Raw genomic sequence first — 17,471 nt, 5'->3', positions numbered from 1 at the left:
AGAAAGTGCGCCTGTCAACGATTCGAATCCTTGATTTCAGACAAAGATCAGGATTTCACAATTACTAAGTTGAATTGTTGTCAGTTGCCAAGGCGGACGCGCATTGTCAGGCCGACCTGGCGCTGGCTGTAGCGCGAGAGATATTGGGAATAGCCGCCCGACGTGTCGGCCGAGTTTGGCGAGAGAAGGGTGACATATTGCTTGTCGAGCAGGTTGCGGACGAATGCACGCAATTCCCATTTGCCGCCATCCAGCGACAGGCCGATCGAGCCGTTCCAGATGCCGAAGGCGGGCTGGATCGTCAGCGGATCGCCATTGGCCGAGAATTGCTCGTCGCTGCGCCACGAATAGTCGGTGGCGAAGAGCAGGTCGACGCCATCGGCGACCGGCGCCTGGTAGTTGGCCGCGAGGTTGAATTTGAACTTCGGCGCGTTGGCGAGGCGGTTGCCGGAGGCGTCGATCACAGGTCGGCCGGCGACGATCCGGCAACCGTTCGAGGGCGTCGGCACGGTCCAGGCGTAGGGGCAGGAGAGGCCGTCGAGGTCGTGATATTTGGCATCGACATAGATGCCGTTGGCGCTGAGCGTCAGCCCGACTGCCGGACGGATCGAGAATTGCGCCTGCACGCCCTTGGTCTTGAGCCCGCCGGCATTGGTGGTGCGGAACCCGGGAGGATTGGTGCTGGTGTCGTAGATCTGGGTCTGGAAGTCGGTGAAATCCTCGTAGAAGAGCGCCGCGTTGAAGGTCGCGCGATTGTCGAGGAAGCTCGCCTTGATGCCGAGGTCGTAGGACCAGACCTTTTCCGGTCGGATAATCGGATCGACGCCCGGCTGGATGATACCGCTCGATGCGAGGCCCGGCCCCTTGTAGCCGCGCGCGGCATTGGCATAAACCATGACATCCGGCGCAACGTCATATTCGCCCGTCACCTTCCACGAGAAATTGGTCGTCCGGCCCGTTTCGGTGGTGTCCCCGGCGACGCTTCCGATCAGCGCCGACGAACCCGGCCGGGCCCCGGGGAGGTCATATGCGAGGCGGCGGGCGCGAAGATCGTCGCGGGTCAGGCGGCCCCCGACGCGCAGGCGCAGCGCGTCGGACGCATTCCAGGTTACCGAGCCGAAGCCGGCATAGCTTTTCGAGCGGAAGTCGGTCTCGATCACGCCGACGACGAGTGGCAGCGGCGCCGGGCCGAGCAGCCGTCCGCCGGCTTGGTAGAAAACATTGTTGGTGCTGCGAAAGTAGAAGAGGCCCGCAAGCCATTCGATTGTCTGCCCGGTGGGCGATGCAAGCCGCAGTTCCTGACTGAACTGCTTATAATCATAGTCGCCGCCGTTATAATCAAATCGATCGAGCGGCGTTTGGTCGCCATCGAAATCCAGAATATAGTGATTGTTCCGGTAACCGGTGATCGAAGTGAGCTCGAGTTCGCCCACGTCGATGTCGAGCTGGCCGCTGATGCCCTTGTACACGCGAAGCGGTGCACCCGGAAGGGTGCCGAACGGCTTGCCGGCGACGACATCGAGATTGTCGGGTCCCGGAGTTACCCCGTAGAGATTGAAATAGTTCGCGAGATTTGCGTTGGTGCCGAGCGTGCGCGCCGTCGAGAAGCAGCACGCCGACGTGTCCTTGGCATAGTCCGCCGAAACCAGCAGGCTGACCTTGTCTGTCGGCTCGAACAGGAGCTTGCCGCGGAAGCCGTAGTTCTTCTCGCCGTTATAATCCTCGTTGAGGAACTTGTTGTGGATGAAGCCGTCGGTGCGGTTGCGGAAGCCGACGAGACGCACCGCCAGTCTGTCGCCGATCGGGACGTTCAGCACGCCGGTGTTGCGCAGCTCGCCGTCGCTGCCGTACGTGACCGATGCTTCGGCGGCGAGAGCGCCGAGCCGTGGCGTGTTGGTGACGATGTTCACGAGGCCGGCTGACGCGTTCTTGCCGAACAGCAGTCCTTGCGGTCCCTCGAGTACCTCGACGCGGCTGATGTCGATCAGCGACGCGGCCGATTGCGGCTGGCCGAGCACAACACCGTCGACCACGGTCGAGACGCTTTGCTCGACTGTCGAGGAAAAGGTCGAGGTGCCGATCCCGCGTACCGCGAAACCCGAGGAGGTCGGAATCGGATTGTCGCGGAAGGTGAGCGCCGGCGCGATGCGCGTCAGATCGCTCGGCTGGACGATCTGCATCGTATCGATAGACTCACCACTTACGACGGTGATCGACTCCGAAACATCCTGGACATTTTCGACCCGCTTGCGGGCGGTCACGATGATTGCATCGTCGTCGCGGTCGCCTACGCGAGTCGCGGCGGCCTCGTCGGACGTCTCCGCAAAGGCTGCCGACGGCGCTCCGGCACCCATGGCCGCGCAAATGGTCAGGCAGACCGAACTCGCAAGCGTCGCTTTACGCATAATTTCTCTCCCGCAGTCAGCATCTCTTTCCGAGATTTGCACTAAGGCTGGTTATAATTGGGGAGTGTGTCAACAAGAAATGTCGACATAGCGGTAAAGTGACGCGATCTTGTGCCGGAATGTCATAAAATATGGAGAGTCAGTTATTTTGTATGAAGCCGCCGTTGGAGGTCTCCACTTGGCCCAATGCCTTCTTCGTGTTTTCAAACCTCGGAGCCGATGGGCCCCGCTGACTCCTCGCCGGCCGGTCCGGCGCGCCAGCGCATCGTGCCGTGACGTTTCTCAGCAAGGAGGCGAAGGGGCCGCGCAGCAATGGGTGTTCCGCCGGCACGTCGATTTATATTGACAGGCATACTATAAAAATCTCTTTTGCCGGCCGTGATGCTGCCACGCCGAGGGCAGGTCGGGACATGGGAAAGGATAATCCGATGGCACGAGGTGCGGTCGCGAATACCGAGGCGCCCGCCTACGGGGAGGGTGCCGGGGCCAAAATGCCATTCTGGGCACGGTTCGCTTACGGGTCTGGCGCGATTTCGACCGCGGTCAAGAATGCCGCCTTTGCCTATCTGCTCCTCTATTATAACCAGGTCATGGGCATCCCGGCCGCGATCGTGTCAACCGCGATCGCGGCGACATTGATTGTCGATGCCCTCGTCGACCCGCTGATCGGGCGCTGGTCCGATGTGACGCGCTCGCGTATCGGCAGGCGCCACCCATTCATCCTCGGGTCGGCGATCCCGACCGCGCTTTTCTTCATTCTACTCTGGTTCCCGCCTGACGGGCTGACGGATATCCAGACCGGCATCTGGATCTTCGCGGTCGCGTCGCTCACCCGCGTTGCCGTCAGTGCCTACGACATTCCGTCGACCGCGATGGTGCCCGAACTGACCCGCGACTATGCCGAACGCACCAAGCTTTTCTCGCTCCGTTTCTGGTTCGGATATGCGGGGACCTTCGCTTTTGTTGCACTCAGCCTGTCGCTGTTCTTTGTGAAGACGCCCGAGCATCCGGTCGGGCAGCTCAATCCCGACGGCTATGTGAAATTCGCGTTTGCAGGCGGATTCGCGATGCTCTTCTCGATCTTGGCTTGCGGACTCGGAACGCTCGGGCAGGTGTCGCGGATGCGTCAGGCCGACGCGCCGGCCCCCGTACGCATGAGCATGGGCGGCCATTTGCGCGAGATCGGCGCGGCCTTCCGCCACCGGAGCTTCCTCGCCATCTTCGCGTTCGGCGTCCTGAAGTTCACGGCGATCGGTATGGCCAGCGCCATGGCGATCTATTTCAACACCTATGTCTTCGACCTCTCGGCGAAGCAGGTCGCGCTGCTCGCGCTCGAAGCGGTCACCGCGGCGACGTTGGCGGCACCCCTTGCGCCGCTCTTTTCGCGGCGGCTCGGCAAGCGCCAGACCGCGATGTGGATGGCAATTCTCGGAATCGTAATCAACAATATACCGCTCGCGCTCGTCTATTTCGGCATCTTCCTGCCGAGCGGCCACCCCATGGTGGTTCCGACCCTTCTTTTGGTCGGCACGATCGGCGGCGGTTTCATCGCGATCTCGCTCATCAACACCAGTTCGATGCTGGCCGATGTGGTCGAGGATTATGCCGTGAAGTCGGGCAAGCACCTCTCCGGGGTCTTCTTCTCGGCGTCGAGCTTCATGCAGCAATGCTCGGCCGCGCTCGGCGTGTTCGCCGCCGGGCTCGTCCTCACCTGGTCAGCCTTTCCCGAAAAGGCGAGCCCGGCGACGGTCACCCGCGAGATGGAGTTGTCGTTGCTCGTCCACTATGTCCCGACGATCGTGCTCCTGTGGCTCGCGGGATGCCTCTTCCTGCTCTTCTACAATATCGATCAGGACAGGCACCGCGCGAATATCCAGAAGTTGCGCGCGCTGGAGGCCGAGGAAAATGCCCGTCAGCTTCAGGACGCGGGCGTGACGTCGACGACCTTCTGAGCGGAATTTGCATTGCGCGGTCGCCGCGCTAGGAACCGGTGATGGACGATATGGGGCAACGCAGCGAGGGGCATACGCGGATGAAGGCGGCGGACCGCGCCGTCACGATGATCGAGGAGGCGGACCGGCAGATCAACCTTCGCCGCTCGGCCCGGATTTCGCCCGCCGACATCGCGGGAGATCTCGGGACCAGCCGTTCGCTCGTCTATTCCTATTTTGCCGATCCGGCGGCGCTCCTGCGGGCGGTGCTCGATCGACATGCCGAACTGCTGACGGCTGCCGGTATCGAGGCGGCCGTCGAGCGCCCCGACTTCGCGTCCGCGATGACCGATTGTTCGCTGATCTACCTTAAGCATGTGGTGGCCCATGGCGCTGCGATCGAGCTCTGCTTTCGCGACAAGTGGCTGGCGCGCAATCTCGACGGGGCGATGCACAGGTTGGGAAACAGCATCTATCGTCGTCTGGCGCGCAAGGCGCAGCGCGAACTCAACTATTCGGCGCATGACGCGCTTGGGGTCGTGCAGATATTGCAGGCGGTGCCCGAAGAGGGGGCGCGGCTCGTCCGCAATGGCGAGGTCTCGTTCGATATGGCGGAGAGCCTTTGCCGGCGCCTGATCGCCGCCTCGATCGACGAGCTCCGGCCCGCGAACTAGGCGTCGCGGCTGCGGGGATGCGACTTGGCGTGGCTTCGAATGCTACCCATGACCATCGGCAGGCACAGTCGGATCGCATTTTCCGTCGTCAGGCGCCCGGCGGACACGAGGCTGCCGGCGCGCAGGCTGATTGCAGTGACGATCCAGTTGCTGCCGAACGCCTCTTCCTCGCTCATGCCGTAGCTCGATGCCATCGCCTGGACGATCGGCTTCGACACTGAAATGCGGGTTCGCTCGAATTCCTCGCGCATGATCTCGCGCACCTCGGGATCGAGCAGCAGCGTCTGGAGAAGCGCCCCGCGGCGCCCCGCTTCGCTCAGATAATTGACCGTCGACATGACAATCTGCGTATTGCGGTCACGCCCGCGCAGGACGACCCCGCGGCGCGAGCGCTCATATTCGTCGATCTCGCGGCGCGCGAGCGCCGACAGCATGTCGATCCGCCGCGCGAAACAATTATGCGCCTGCGCTTCGGAAATGCCCGCCTCGCGTGCGACGCGATTGAGGCTGACCTCGTCGATCCCTTCCGCGAGGCAGATGCGGCCGGCGATGCCGAGCATTTGCGCGCGCCGCGCCTCGATCGGCAGCCGCCGCCTCCCGGCCAATCCGTTCGCTGGCACCGCCTCGCTGCCGGGCGCGGTGGGCGACTGGAGCGAGGGCAGGTATGGCGGTCGCGCTTCGCATCGCTCGGCCGCCGAAAGGCGCCAATAGTTGCGGTTCGGCCGCGGAACCTGCAACCGGTCGCAAAGCTTTGCCGCGCCGCCCGCCGTCATCCGGAGCGATTTTGCAACCTCGTGAAGCGGCACGTCCCACACCTGCCGGAACAGCGTTTCTCGATCGATCCGGGCGACGGTCAACGGCGGTTCCCTTTCGTATATGCAGGGCCAGCTTCTCGGTAAGGCTGGCGTGACACCATCACCATTAAAATGCGCACTCCATCACGTTCGAACACTTAGTCCAGATGCCCTTGCTTTCCTGCCGAGACCGTTTTGCCTGGTCTGCTTTTAACAGCCTGACCAAAATAAGAGAGCGTGTCTATGCGCATCTTGCTGGGAGGGATAATTCCAATTTCCCCAGGCAGAGAATCGATCTGTCAACGGATCTTGAATGACCGCTATCCGCTTTGGCTTCCCAATAGCGGTCAGTCCGAAAACGGCCAGAAACCACCATCTAAAAGGCTGATATTCCAGTGATTGCTCGCCCGAGGATAAGCGCGTGAACGTCATGCGTTCCCTCGTAAGTATTGACAGTCTCAAGGTTCATCAGATGGCGCATCACATGATATTCTCCGGCGATTCCGTTGCCGCCGTGCATGTCACGCGCCGCCCGCGCGATATCGAGGGCATGTTCGACATTGGCCCGCTTGATCATCGAAATCTGCTCGGGCACCATGCGGTCCGCGTCGATGTTCCGGCCGACGCGCAGGCAGGCTTCTAGATTGAAGGCGATCTGTGTCGCCATATCGGCGAGCTTCTTCTGGAAAAGCTGCGTCGCGGCGAGTGGCCGGCCGAACTGCTCGCGTTCGAGGCCATATTGGCGCGCGGCGGCATAGCAGGCTTCGGCTGCGCCGACCGCGCCCCAGGCAATTCCGAACCGGGCACGGTTGAGGCAGCCGAACGGCCCTGCGAGGCCGGTCACGCTAGGAAGCAGCGCATCGTCGCTCACCTCCACGCCGTCGAGATGGATACTGCCGGTAATCGAAGTCCGAAGGCTGAGCTTCCCGTCGATCTTCGTCGCTGACAGGCCCTTGGCGCCGCGATCGAGGACGAAGCCACGAATGACATTCGTCTCACTACACTTTGCCCAGACAATGAAGACATCGGCTATCGGCGCATTGCTGATCCATGTCTTGCTGCCATTCAGGATGTAGCCGCCATCGACCCGATCGGCCCGCGATCGCATCTGCGACGGGTTCGATCCCGCATCGGGTTCGGTAAGGCCGAAACAGCCGATCCATTCGCCGGCCGCAAGTTTCGGGAGATAGCGCCGCTTCTGTGCTTCCGTGCCGTAGGCAAGGATCGGGTGCATCACCAGGCTCGACTGAACCGAAAACATCGAGCGGTAGCCGGAATCGATCCGCTCGATCTCGCGCGCGATCAGCCCATATCCAACATAGGAAGCGCCCGCTCCGCCATATTCGACCGGAACGGTCGAGCCGAGCAGGCCGAGCGATCCCAGTTCGCGAAAGACTTCGACGTCGGTCGTTTCGTTGGCGAAGGCATCGACTACCCGAGGCAGCAGCCGATCATGGGCATAGTCCTGCGCCACTTCGCGCATCATGCGCTCTTCGCTTGAAAGCTGGGCATCAAAACCGAACGGGTCGGCCCAGTCGAAGGCTGTTGTCGTCATTTGTATGAGATCATCCGCTTAGCTGCGGGGGGGAGCTCACCGCTCCCCCGCTAGAGGCGACAGGGATCAGAAGTTGGTGCGGAGTTCGACACCATATTGGCGCGGCGCGTTCCACGAGATGAAGCGCGCGCCAAAATTGTCGGACGAGTCCATTCGTGCGACATAGGCCTTGTTCGTCAGGTTGTTGACGAAGAGCCGGACGCGGAAACGCTCGTCCGGGCTGTCCCAGATGAGCCCGGCATTGATCAGCGCGAAGGCTTCCTGGGTGTCGAGCGGGCCGTTGAACTCGCGGAGATAATATTTGCTGCGGTAGCTCAAGTCGGTGCGGATCGTGAAGCGGCCGTGATCGCTCGCGGCGGTACGGTAGGCGATGCCGAGATTGCCCGAGAATTTTGGCGCTTCGTTGAGCCGATTGCCGTCGAGCAGCTGCACGCCGGCGGCAGGATCGAGCCCGTCGGTGTTCGAGAAGCGCTTGTAGGTCGCATCAAGATAGGTCGCATTGGCGTTGATCGACCAATGCTCGTTCGGCTGCCAGTCGGCTTCGAGCTCGGCGCCCTTGATCGTTGCCGCAGCCGCGTTGGTGATGAAGCGGGCAAGCCCGACGACCTGGCTGATCTGGAGATCGGTATAATCGTAATAGAAGGCCGAGAGGTTGAGCGTCAGCGTGCGGTCGAGAAGCCGGGTCTTCAGCCCGACCTCATAGGAATCGAGCTTTTCGGGATTGAACTGGTTGCTGCACGCATTGAGGTTAAAGCCGCCCGCCTTGTAGCCTTTCGAGAACGTCGCATAGGCGTTGGCCGATGGCGAAAATTCATAGCGCGCGCCGATGCGCGGCGTCGTCGAGGTGAATTTTGCTTCGTTTGTCGTCAGCGGACAGGTCTCGATCGTCGCAAACGTGCCGATTGAGATCGTGTTGCGCTGGACCTGCGTCTGCTTTTCCTCGGAGTAGCGGATGCCGGCGATCAGGCTGAGATCGCCGACCGGCCGGACCGTGACGTCGGCGAAGGCCGCGTTGACGCTCGTGTCGTAATCGCGAACGTCGAACACGAGGTCGCTTCCCGGCGGCAGGCCGAGCGGTGACAGCGGTGCCACGCCTTCCAGCAGGTCGTAGTCGAGGATGTGCTTGTAGCTGTCCTTGAGATAGTAAAGGCCCGCGACGACATCGGCAGCGTCGAAGCTCGCGCCGACATTCAGTTCCTGCGAAAAGCTCTTCGAGTCATAGAAGCGGCGCGCCGGGAAGATCGAGACGTTGATCCCGTCGTCATCGGCCAGCGAGTCGTCGCGAAGCGTCGTGTAGGCGCTGATCGATTTCAGCGTGACATCGCCGAGCGACCAGGTCGCGGTCGCCGAACTCATCGACAGCCTTCGTTCGGTGTTGACCGGATCGTTGGCGGCCGTGCGCCACGGCTCGAACGAATAGGAGGCGGAGGCGAGCGCCGGATTGACCGACACCACCGGTGTCGTCGGCGGGTTGTGGAGAACGAAATATTGCGTCGGGCCCGTGCCGTCGAGAAAGGTTGTGGCGAGGCTCAGCTCGAAATCGGGCGTGATATCCATGTCGAAGCGCACACGGCCCGAAAAGGTGCGCCCGCGATCGAGATCCTGCCCGCCGGCGACGATATTCTTGACGAAGCCGTCGCCGCGCCGGTTCCAGTCGAGTACAACGCGGCCCCGAATGTTCTCGCCAAGCGGAACATTGACCATTCCCTGCACACGCGCCTCGTCATAGTTGGCGTAGCTTGCGAGCAGATAGCCTTCATATTCGTCGGTCGGTGCTTTGGTGATGAAATTTACCGCCCCGCCATTGGCGTTGCGGCCGTAGAGCGTTCCTTGGGGGCCGCGCAAAACTTCGACCCGCTCGAGATCGATCTGGAGCAAATCGCCCATCGAGGGGCGCGGCTGATAGACGCCATCGACATGGATCGCCACGCCAGGCGCGCCTTGGTTGAGGCCAACACCGCGGATCGTCACCGATGTCTGGCCAAGCAGATTACCGATCTGGGTGCTGGGCACACTGAACTGCAGCCCTGCGGCGGTTGAAATGCCGCGGTCTTCGAGCATCTCCGAGTTCAGCGCCAAGATGGCGGCGGGGACTTGCTGGATGGACTGCGAGCGCTTCTGCGCCGTGACGACGATATCGCCCGCGTTGACGTCTTCGGCACCGGTATCCGCCTCCTGCGCGAAGACTGGAAAGGGGAGCGCCATCGCAGCGGCGGCGCACAGAAGGCGATTGCGGAAACTTGGCATGGTCGAATTCTCCTCACCCGAAGTGTCGGATGATGATGCATCCCCGACTTTTTACATTTGAGGGCACATCTACATCACAACGCAAAATATGAGTCAATAGTTTTTACAAATGGGTGCCGCCTGAGCGATTGACGTAAAAGCCCGCTTATGGTGAAGAGAAGCATGTCCAGCCAAACCGCCAAGGTCCGTGTATCCAAGGGTTCGAAGCGCGAGCGCGTTATGGAGGAAGCGGCGCGGACGCTGAACAGTCACGGCGTTTCAAACGCATCGCTTCCGGTGGTCGCGGCCCGCCTGGGGGTATCGCGCGCCGCCCTTTATTATTATTTCGAAGATCAGGAAGATCTCGTATTCCAAAGCTATCAGCGCACGTGCGAGGCGATGGGGAAGGAACTTGCCGCTGCGGAAGCGGCTGGCGGCGATGCCACGGTAAAGCTGCTGCGCTTTGTCGATTCGCTGCTGGCAGATGATGCGCCCGAACTCGCTGCGATCAGCGATCTCGCCTATCTCGCACCCGAGCGGCGTGCCGTCATCAGTAGCCGTTTCCAAACCGTCAAAGCCGGCATCGCGGCTCTGCTCGCGGCGGGCGCGGCCCGCGGAGAACTACGCGAATGCCGCGCCAGCATCATCGCCCCCGCCATCTTGGGACTCGTATTGTGGGTTCCGATCGCGCGCCAGTGGCGGAGCAACGAGAGCCTCTCCCACCGCGATCTGGTCGAGGCGCTGAAAGCCATCCTTCGCGAGGGTGTTGCGACCGATCGCCGCTCGACTGTTGAATTTCGTCCGATCGATATTGCTCTCGGCCACGTCCCCGACGTGAATCTGTTCGACGGGCAGGCGGTGGCTGCGGCGAAGCAGGAGGCGCTGTTGGGCGCGGCCTCGTGGCTCTTCAACCTGAAGGGGGTCGATGCGACCTCACTCGACGAAATCGCCACGCGCGTCGGGGTCACGAAGAAGGTGATCTATCATAATCTGGGCGACAAGGAGACCTTGGTCGCCGAATGCTATCGACGCTCCTTTCGTCATTACGAGGCGGTTATGCGCGCGGCACGCGATTATGACGGCCCCCGGATCGCGGCGATCATGGCCGCCAATTATGCGTTTGCCCAAGCCAGCCTGATGGAAGGGAGCGCCCCGCTGTCGCCGTTGACCGGCATCGAAGCCCTTCCGGTCTCGGTGCGCGAGGAAATCGACCAGTCGACGAACTTCCTCATGGATACCTTCCTCGACATTCATGCGCAGGGTCAGGCCGAGCAAACGGTGCGGTCGCTCGATGCCCGCGCCCTCGTTGCAGCCAATCCGGGCGGTTTTGAATGGCTGCCGAAGTGGTTCGATACGCTTAGTGAGGCGGAGCGTGCCGCTGCGCCGCTCGAACTCGCCGAGCTATACCGCGTGGGTCTCCTCCCGATCTAACCCAATTCCTCGATTGATTCGCCTCTCTGGCATCGCGCCGCGATGGTCCCGAAAGCGTGCCTGCTTGACTCGATTATTCATATACGGTTATCACTGCACTCATATGTAAAAACATGAAGCGCTGATACGGCGCTTTCCAGATGGGAGCGAGAGATGACCGAAGGCACAGAATCCTTGGCAAGAGATCCGGATTTGGCCGCATCGACGGTGGCTAGTGAGGGCGATCTCCTGGATCGCTACCGGACCGAGCGCGACAAGCGACTCGCGGCGGCAGGGGTCGGGCAATATGTGGCTCCCGAGGGAGAACTCGCCCGCTATCTGGATGATCCCTATGCCGACCACGCGTCTGAGCGCGCGCCCGTCATTCGCGACGTTGAGGTCGCGATCATCGGCGCGGGGTTCGGGGGCCTGCAAACGGCGGCGGAACTGACCAAGCGCGGCATCACGGACTTCATCGTCATCGACAAGGCCAGCGACTTCGGCGGCGTCTGGTACTGGAACCGCTACCCGGGCGCTTCGTGCGACATCGAATCCTATATCTACATGCCGATGCTCGAGGACATGGGCTACGTTCCCTCGCTCAAATATGCGCGCGGCCCGGAGATTTTTTCCTATGCGCGTTCGATCGCGGAGCGTTTTGGCCTTTATGAAAAGGCGTTGCTGCAGACGCTGGTCGAGGCGCTGACGTGGGACGAGACGGCGGGTCGCTGGCTCATCACAACGAGCGAAGGTGACAGAATTGGGGCGCGCTACGTCATGGTCGCCACCGGTGTGCTCCAGAGCGTGCGCCTCCCGGCGATCCCCGGCATCGAAAGCTTCACGGGGCACAGCTTTCACACAAGCCGTTGGGACTATGCCTACACCGGCGGTGATGCGAGCGGTGGCCTCACCGGGCTGGCCGACAAACGCGTCGGCATTATCGGGACCGGGGCCACCGCCGTTCAGTGCATCCCGCATCTCGGTGCGAGCGCTGGTCATCTCTATGTCTTCCAGCGCACTCCTGCCGCAGTGCCCGTTCGCGATAACCGGACGACCGACATGGGCTGGGCAGCGTCGCTCGATGCGGGGTGGCAGCGTGAGCGGATGATGAACTTCGATTATATCTTCAACGGCCGGGCGCCGGAGATCGACCTGGTACACGACGGCTGGACCGAGGTGCTAGGCCGTATCGGTGTCGAGTTGACCGGAGTCAACGACGCCGACGAACGCCGCCGTGCCGCCGATATCGCATTCATGAACGATGTCCGCGCACGCGTTGATGCGATCGTTCAGGATCCGGCGACAGCCGAGGCGCTCAAACCCTGGTTCAATGTCATGTGCAAGCGGCCCTGCTTCCACGACGAGTATCTCGAAACCTTCAACCGCGCCAATGTCACGCTGGTCGATACGGATGGTCAGGGCGTCGAGCGTATCGACGGGAACACGGTCTGGGCCAGCGGCAAGGCGTATGAGGTCGATTGCCTGATCTATGCCAGCGGCTTCGATTTCCAGACGCCCGACATGGCAAAACGCAACGGCTTCGAGCTTTATGGCCGGGATGGCGTGAGCCTCACCGAAAAATGGAGTGGCGGCATGACGACGCTCTACGGGCACTTCAACGCCGGCTTCCCCAATCTGATGGTCCAGACCGCAACGCAGGGCGGCCTGACCTCCAACGTCACCCACGGGCTCGGCGACCTCGCGCGGCATTTCGCCTATATGGTGAGCTATTGCCACGAGAATGGCGTAAGGAGCTTCGATCCGACCCCCGAAGCCGAGCAGGAGTGGCAGGCGCGGCTGCGCGCGGTCGCCGGGGCGCGGCGCAAATATGACGCCGAATGCACCCCCGGCTATTATAACAACGACGGCCAGCCTGAGGCCGAGACAGGCTTGCAGGCCTTCTATCAGGGCGGATCGGCCGAGTTTTTCGAGATATTGGAAGCCTGGCGGGCCGAGGGTAAGTTTGCTGGGTTCGAGCTTCGCCATGTCGATTGATCCGCAGAGCGAGGTGCGCGGTAACCCGGGATCCGAAATCGCCGCCTTCAAGCGCCGCTGGCTCGAGCAAGTACGGGCATTGGCCGCGGGGCCAATGCCGACGATCGAGCAGCAGCGGGCCGCTTTCGATGCCGAGCATGGCGCGGTGCCGCCCGCCGAAGATTGTGTCATTGAGCGGATCGAGAATGGCAAGGTCCGCGGCGAGCGCATCGTACCGGCGGGCGCCGACGCCGGAAAGGCACTTCTTTACCACCATGGTGGTGGTTATGCGTTCGGGTCGGCGCTGAGCCACCGGCATCTCGTCTCGCGGATCGCAAGCGCCGCGGGGGTGGTGGCCTATAATATGGATTATGCGCTGGCGCCGGAGAATCCCTATCCGGCGGCACTGGATGATGCGGCGAACGCGTGGCAGTTCGTGGTGGATGAGGGGTTCTCGCCCGACGATATCGTGGTCGCCGGAGAATCCGCTGGCGGCAATCTGACCCTCGCTTTGGTCCTGAAATTGCGCCAGCGGGGTTTGGCGCTGCCGACGGGCATGTATCTGCTTAGCCCTTGGCTCGATCTGACCGAAAGCGGCGAATCCTATGACGTCTGCGCCGCGCGCGATCCGATTGTCTCGCGCGACGTGCTGCAAGGGCTGGCAGATGGCTATTGCCGAAACACTCCCGCCGCCAATCCGCTGATATCGCCGCTTTTTGCAGACTTGGCTGGGCTCCCGCCGATGTTCGTTCAGGCTGGCGGCGACGAAGTGCTGCTCGGCGATTCCACCCGTCTGGCCCATCGCTTCGCCTTGGCTGGAGGCGATGTAACGCTGCGCGTCTGGCCCGAGATGGTCCACGCATGGCCGCTCTTCCAGCATGTCATTCCTGTCGCGGGCAACGCGGCGATCGCGGAGGCGGGCCAATGGATTGCAAACCGTTTACGCGTGGGGCTCGATCGATGATGTTCGAGTCTCTGGCATGGGATCTGGAAGACCAGATTCTGACATTGCGGCTCAATCGTCCCGATCAACTGAATGCCTTCACCCTCACAATGGCCGACGATCTGGTCGCAGCATTCACCTGGGCGAGTGAAGACGATGCCGTTGGCGCGGTGATCGTGACCGGCGAAGGACGGGCGTTCTGCGCGGGAATGGACCTGAGCATTCCGGGGAACGTGTTTGGCCTTGATGAAAACCAATGCCCCGATCTCGACTATGCCCGCCGTGAATTTGGTGCGCCGGAGCAGCGCGACGGAATCCGCGATGAAGGCGGCCGGGTCAGCCTTGCGATATTTGACTGCAAGAAGCCGGTCATCGCCGCGATCAACGGTGCGGCAGTGGGTGTCGGGGCAACGATGACGCTCGGAATGGACGTGCGGATGGCATCGGACAAGGCGCGAATCGGGTTTGTATTCGGCAAACTGGGTATAGTACCCGAGGCCTGTTCCAGCTGGTTCCTGCCGCGGCTGGTCGGTCCGCAGCAGGCGATCGAATGGACCCTGTCGGGCGAGGTTTTCGATGCCACAGAAGGATTGCGCGGGGGACTCCTACGGTCGATTCACCCGCCTGAAAAGCTTCTCGATGAAGCGCGAGCATTGGCGCGAAAATTCGTCGAGAACCGTTCGCCAGTCGCAGTGGCGCTGACCCGGCAGATGATGTGGCGTAATGCCGCACAGTCCCATCCGATGGGCGCGCACCAGATCGACTCTCTGGCGATGTTCTACACCAGCATCGCCGACGGAAAGGAAGGTGTGGCCGCGTTCCTCGAAAAACGCGATCCGGTCTTTGCGGGCCGGGCGTCGGACATGCCGTCCTTCTATCCCTGGTAAAGTGACCGATCAGGAGAGGCTCATGCGATTTCAGAACAAATGCGTTGTCGTCACTGGCGCGGCCTCGGGCATCGGCCGGGCCACCGCACTGTTGTTCGCGCGTGAAGGTGCAACAGTCTTTGCAGGTGACATTGATGCGCAAGGGGCTGAGGCTTTAGCGACCGAGGTCGAGACGATCACTGCCGTTGGCTGCGACGTTTGTGATCCGGACCAGATCAAGGCGCTGATGGAGCAGGCCGCCACCGCTTGCGGCGGCATCGACTATCTTTTCAACAATGCGGGTGCGGGCGGCGCGCTCGCAGCTGTCGATGAAATCGACGTCGATGGTTGGGATCATACCATGGCGTTGTTGCTTCGATCGGTTGCCATGGGCATTCGACATGCTGTCCCACATATGAAGCATCGACCAGGCGCGGCAATCGTCAATACATCCAGCGTCGCCGCGATCGGTCCCGGCTATTCGCCGACCACTTACGCTGTCGCTAAAGCTGGTGTTTTGCAGCTCACCAGATGTGCCGCGACCGACTTGGCCCGATACGGAATTCGCGTGAATGCAGTGCAACCGGGCTTTATCAACACCAACATCTTCGCTTCTGTCCTCGATATGCCGAAGGAGCAGTTCGAAGCATCCAAAGCGGCGATTGCGCAGATGTCGAGTCATGTTCAGCCGGTTGCACGAGCGGGACTGCCCGGCGATGTTGCCGAAGCCGTCGCGTTCCTGTGCAGCGAACAGGGCAGTTTCATGAATGGGACGTCGATGATCATCGACGGCGGTTTGACGATCGGTCCTCGCCACACATGGGACCAAAACACTCCAGGGCTGATGGATGCAATTCAGGCTGCGCCTTGAAAGGCCCGGTTATTAGTAGTTAACGTCCGCTATCGCACCTTTGATAGCCGAAAGCGGCCTGACCGCTAACGGCCAAAGGGGGCTGTCGGTCTGCGCTCAGTTCGGCGCTTCCCGCACGGCGGTCGCCTGTCCGTGAGCGCGAGCGATCATCTCTTGAAGTTGATTGTGGAGATCGGCGGTGAGTTGTGCCGCCTCAAACTGTTGCTTCAATTTTGCGATCCTGAGGAGTGAGGTCGAGTCCGCAGACCGGTTTCGTCCATCTAGATCTGCGCGGTACGCGAGTTCGATCACCAACAGGCGGACGACTTCACCTAGCGACGGCAACCCCATTTCGCGAAATCCTGCCCGGGCCGCGCCCCAGCTGAAAATCTTCGCGTCCGGCGGCATTCCAAGGCGGTTGTCTCCCGTCATGAAGAAGATCACCGCCGCCGTATTCCAGATAATGCTCTCCGCATCGCTCAGTGCGCTTGCACCATGACGCGAAATCCGATGCGCGATCGCATTCACCGTGACGTATTTTGGCTCCGGCTCAGTTCTTTTGACGGAAATGCGCAATCCAGCCTTGCTCGCAGCCGACTGCGCAAACTGGCGCACAAGCAAGCCTATCAGCATAGCGGCAGTGTCGGTACGAGCATGCCGGGAAGGATCGGTCCGGCATGGGGCGGGCGCCGCACCAGGGCGTTGGTCCCGGCAAGCCGCGCTTGTCCCGACGCCTCCTGCCGGTCGCCGATGTCCACACCGCCATAGGATGTCGCCGCGCACAGAAACGCCTCGCGCGGGCCGTTCGCCGCGATGGACCGCACGGCGGGAAGGAGTTGCCAGGGCAGGGTATCCGCTATGCCGCCGCCAAGAAGCCGGGTGATGAGCGGTACCAGGAAGAGGCGCGCGATCGTCAGCGCCGCGGTCGGATTTCCGGGCAGCCCGAGAATATGGGTGGCGCCCATCTTCCCGTACCAGACCGGCTTGCCGGGCTTTATGGCGACATCGGCAAAGGCGATTTCGAGACCCAGCGGAGCCAACGCTACGCGGCCAGAGTCGCGGTCGCCGCGCGATGCGCCGCCGACGACCACTATGATATCGGCCGACGCCGCTTCTACCGCTCGCGCGATGGCGTCAGGGTCGTCGGACACGCGTGCTTTTGAAACGACCTTCGCCCCAGCCGATCTGCAAAGCATCTCGATCGCTCCAGTGAGGCTGTCGGGGATCGCCAGGCCCGAGCCCGTCGCGGCCCCCGGTGCGACAATCTCGTCCCCCGTCGCGAGGATCCGGACGTTCGGACAGCGCGACACTTTAAGATCGCAATGATCTGCCGCCGCCGCGGTCAAGGCTACCGCCGGGGTCACTCTTGTGCCTGCCGGTATGAGCAATTGGCCGCATTCGAAGTCCGACCCTAGGCGGCGAATGTGAGGCTTACCTTGCGGCGCCGGCTCGATCCGCACTCCGGCATCGCTTTGGCGGCAATATTCGATCATGACGACGCGGTCGGCACCGCTGGGCAGCGGGGCGCCTGTCATGACGCGTATCGTCTCGCCGGGGCCGATCTCGCCCGATTCCCCGCCACCGGCATAGCTGATGCCGATCTGCCGGAGCGCGGCTATGCCGGTTGCGAGGTCCTGGTCGCGCACCGCATAGCCGTCCATCGCGGCACAATCTCGCCTCGGTGAATCGAGGCGGGCATGGATGGGATCCGCCAGATAGCATCCGCCGGCATCGGCGAGAGACATGATCGCGGCGTCCAGCGGCTGCGCGTGGGCGGCAAGAATGGCCAGCGCCGTATCGAAATCGATCGAAGCCGCGCATTCGGTCGCGGCGCTCATTTTCC

General features: G+C 62.0%; 13 protein-coding genes. 7 read left to right on the top strand and 6 right to left on the bottom strand.

Annotation, left to right across the window (positions count from 1 at the left end; translation table 11 throughout):
• Nucleotides 1–80 precede the first annotated feature (80 nt).
• On the bottom strand, nucleotides 81–2,405 hold the full coding sequence (locus BLW56_RS05140) for a TonB-dependent receptor (protein ID WP_093509541.1): 2,325 nt from the start codon (nucleotides 2,403–2,405) through the stop codon (nucleotides 81–83).
• A gap of 428 nt (nucleotides 2,406–2,833) precedes the next feature.
• On the opposite strand from BLW56_RS05140, the gene BLW56_RS05135 reads away from it, so the two are divergent.
• Both BLW56_RS05135 and BLW56_RS05130 read left to right on the top strand, forming a co-directional pair.
• Nucleotides 2,834–4,357, top strand: coding sequence for an MFS transporter (locus BLW56_RS05135; RefSeq protein ID WP_256203310.1), 1,524 nt, complete (start codon nucleotides 2,834–2,836; stop codon nucleotides 4,355–4,357).
• A 41-nt stretch (nucleotides 4,358–4,398) separates the two neighbouring features.
• On the top strand, nucleotides 4,399–5,010 hold the full coding sequence (locus BLW56_RS05130; RefSeq protein WP_093509540.1) for a TetR/AcrR family transcriptional regulator: 612 nt from the start codon (nucleotides 4,399–4,401) through the stop codon (nucleotides 5,008–5,010).
• Here the strand turns inward: BLW56_RS05130 and BLW56_RS05125 are convergent.
• The 3 genes from BLW56_RS05125 to BLW56_RS05115 all read right to left on the bottom strand — a co-directional run bounded on the left by BLW56_RS05125 (nucleotide 5,007) and on the right by BLW56_RS05115 (nucleotide 9,606).
• On the bottom strand, nucleotides 5,007–5,867 hold the full coding sequence (locus BLW56_RS05125) for a TetR/AcrR family transcriptional regulator (RefSeq protein WP_093509539.1): 861 nt from the start codon (nucleotides 5,865–5,867) through the stop codon (nucleotides 5,007–5,009). The genes BLW56_RS05130 and BLW56_RS05125 overlap by 4 nt on opposite strands.
• A gap of 313 nt (nucleotides 5,868–6,180) precedes the next feature.
• Complete coding sequence (locus BLW56_RS05120; RefSeq protein ID WP_093509538.1) at nucleotides 6,181–7,359, bottom strand: acyl-CoA dehydrogenase; 1,179 nt, start codon at nucleotides 7,357–7,359, stop codon at nucleotides 6,181–6,183.
• Between the two features lie 66 nt (nucleotides 7,360–7,425).
• Nucleotides 7,426–9,606: a TonB-dependent receptor gene (locus BLW56_RS05115; RefSeq protein WP_093509537.1), complete on the bottom strand. Its 2,181-nt coding sequence runs from the start codon at nucleotides 9,604–9,606 to the stop codon at nucleotides 7,426–7,428.
• A gap of 162 nt (nucleotides 9,607–9,768) precedes the next feature.
• On the opposite strand from BLW56_RS05115, the gene BLW56_RS05110 reads away from it, so the two are divergent.
• The 5 genes from BLW56_RS05110 to BLW56_RS05090 all read left to right on the top strand — a co-directional run bounded on the left by BLW56_RS05110 (nucleotide 9,769) and on the right by BLW56_RS05090 (nucleotide 15,649).
• Nucleotides 9,769–11,016 carry a TetR/AcrR family transcriptional regulator gene (locus BLW56_RS05110; protein WP_177175833.1) on the top strand — a complete coding sequence of 416 codons (1,248 nt, stop codon included), beginning with the start codon at nucleotides 9,769–9,771 and terminating at the stop codon, nucleotides 11,014–11,016.
• Nucleotides 11,017–11,223: 207 nt separating this feature from the next.
• Nucleotides 11,224–12,990: a flavin-containing monooxygenase gene (locus tag BLW56_RS05105; protein ID WP_256203309.1), complete on the top strand. Its 1,767-nt coding sequence runs from the start codon at nucleotides 11,224–11,226 to the stop codon at nucleotides 12,988–12,990.
• Nucleotides 12,980–13,933: an alpha/beta hydrolase gene (locus BLW56_RS05100; RefSeq protein WP_143043379.1), complete on the top strand. Its 954-nt coding sequence runs from the start codon at nucleotides 12,980–12,982 to the stop codon at nucleotides 13,931–13,933. The genes BLW56_RS05105 and BLW56_RS05100 overlap by 11 nt, the downstream gene beginning before the upstream one ends.
• Nucleotides 13,933–14,799 carry a crotonase/enoyl-CoA hydratase family protein gene (locus tag BLW56_RS05095; protein ID WP_371262205.1) on the top strand — a complete coding sequence of 289 codons (867 nt, stop codon included), beginning with the start codon at nucleotides 13,933–13,935 and terminating at the stop codon, nucleotides 14,797–14,799. The genes BLW56_RS05100 and BLW56_RS05095 overlap by 1 nt, the downstream gene beginning before the upstream one ends.
• Nucleotides 14,800–14,821: 22 nt before the next feature.
• Nucleotides 14,822–15,649: an SDR family NAD(P)-dependent oxidoreductase gene (locus BLW56_RS05090; RefSeq protein ID WP_093510795.1), complete on the top strand. Its 828-nt coding sequence runs from the start codon at nucleotides 14,822–14,824 to the stop codon at nucleotides 15,647–15,649.
• A 96-nt stretch (nucleotides 15,650–15,745) separates the two neighbouring features.
• On the opposite strand, the gene BLW56_RS05085 is transcribed toward BLW56_RS05090, so the two are convergent.
• Nucleotides 15,746–16,261: a hypothetical protein gene (locus BLW56_RS05085; RefSeq protein WP_093509532.1), complete on the bottom strand. Its 516-nt coding sequence runs from the start codon at nucleotides 16,259–16,261 to the stop codon at nucleotides 15,746–15,748.
• Nucleotides 16,255–17,466, bottom strand: coding sequence for a molybdopterin molybdotransferase MoeA (locus BLW56_RS05080; RefSeq protein WP_177175832.1), 1,212 nt, complete (start codon nucleotides 17,464–17,466; stop codon nucleotides 16,255–16,257). Before BLW56_RS05080 ends, BLW56_RS05085 begins: the two co-directional genes overlap by 7 nt.
• Nucleotides 17,467–17,471 lie beyond the last annotated feature (5 nt).

Origin of the sequence: Sphingopyxis sp. YR583, from assembly GCF_900108295.1 — a bacterium.
Lineage (GTDB): Bacteria > Pseudomonadota > Alphaproteobacteria > Sphingomonadales > Sphingomonadaceae > Sphingopyxis.
The sequence above is the reverse complement of the archived record's forward strand: the minus strand, read 5'-3'. Positions and strand labels throughout refer to the sequence as shown.

Coding starts and splice junctions, on each gene's coding strand:
- BLW56_RS05140 (WP_093509541.1), bottom strand. CDS start 2,405: ATGCGTAAAGCGACGCTTGCGAGTTCGGTCTGCCTGACCATTTGCGCG.
- BLW56_RS05135 (WP_256203310.1), top strand. CDS start 2,834: ATGGCACGAGGTGCGGTCGCGAATACCGAGGCGCCCGCCTACGGGGAG.
- BLW56_RS05130 (WP_093509540.1), top strand. CDS start 4,399: ATGGACGATATGGGGCAACGCAGCGAGGGGCATACGCGGATGAAGGCG.
- BLW56_RS05120 (WP_093509538.1), bottom strand. CDS start 7,359: ATGACGACAACAGCCTTCGACTGGGCCGACCCGTTCGGTTTTGATGCC.
- BLW56_RS05115 (WP_093509537.1), bottom strand. CDS start 9,606: ATGCCAAGTTTCCGCAATCGCCTTCTGTGCGCCGCCGCTGCGATGGCG.
- BLW56_RS05110 (WP_177175833.1), top strand. CDS start 9,769: ATGTCCAGCCAAACCGCCAAGGTCCGTGTATCCAAGGGTTCGAAGCGC.
- BLW56_RS05100 (WP_143043379.1), top strand. CDS start 12,980: ATGTCGATTGATCCGCAGAGCGAGGTGCGCGGTAACCCGGGATCCGAA.
- BLW56_RS05095 (WP_371262205.1), top strand. CDS start 13,933: ATGTTCGAGTCTCTGGCATGGGATCTGGAAGACCAGATTCTGACATTG.
- BLW56_RS05090 (WP_093510795.1), top strand. CDS start 14,822: ATGCGATTTCAGAACAAATGCGTTGTCGTCACTGGCGCGGCCTCGGGC.
- BLW56_RS05085 (WP_093509532.1), bottom strand. CDS start 16,261: ATGCTGATAGGCTTGCTTGTGCGCCAGTTTGCGCAGTCGGCTGCGAGC.
- BLW56_RS05080 (WP_177175832.1), bottom strand. CDS start 17,466: ATGAGCGCCGCGACCGAATGCGCGGCTTCGATCGATTTCGATACGGCG.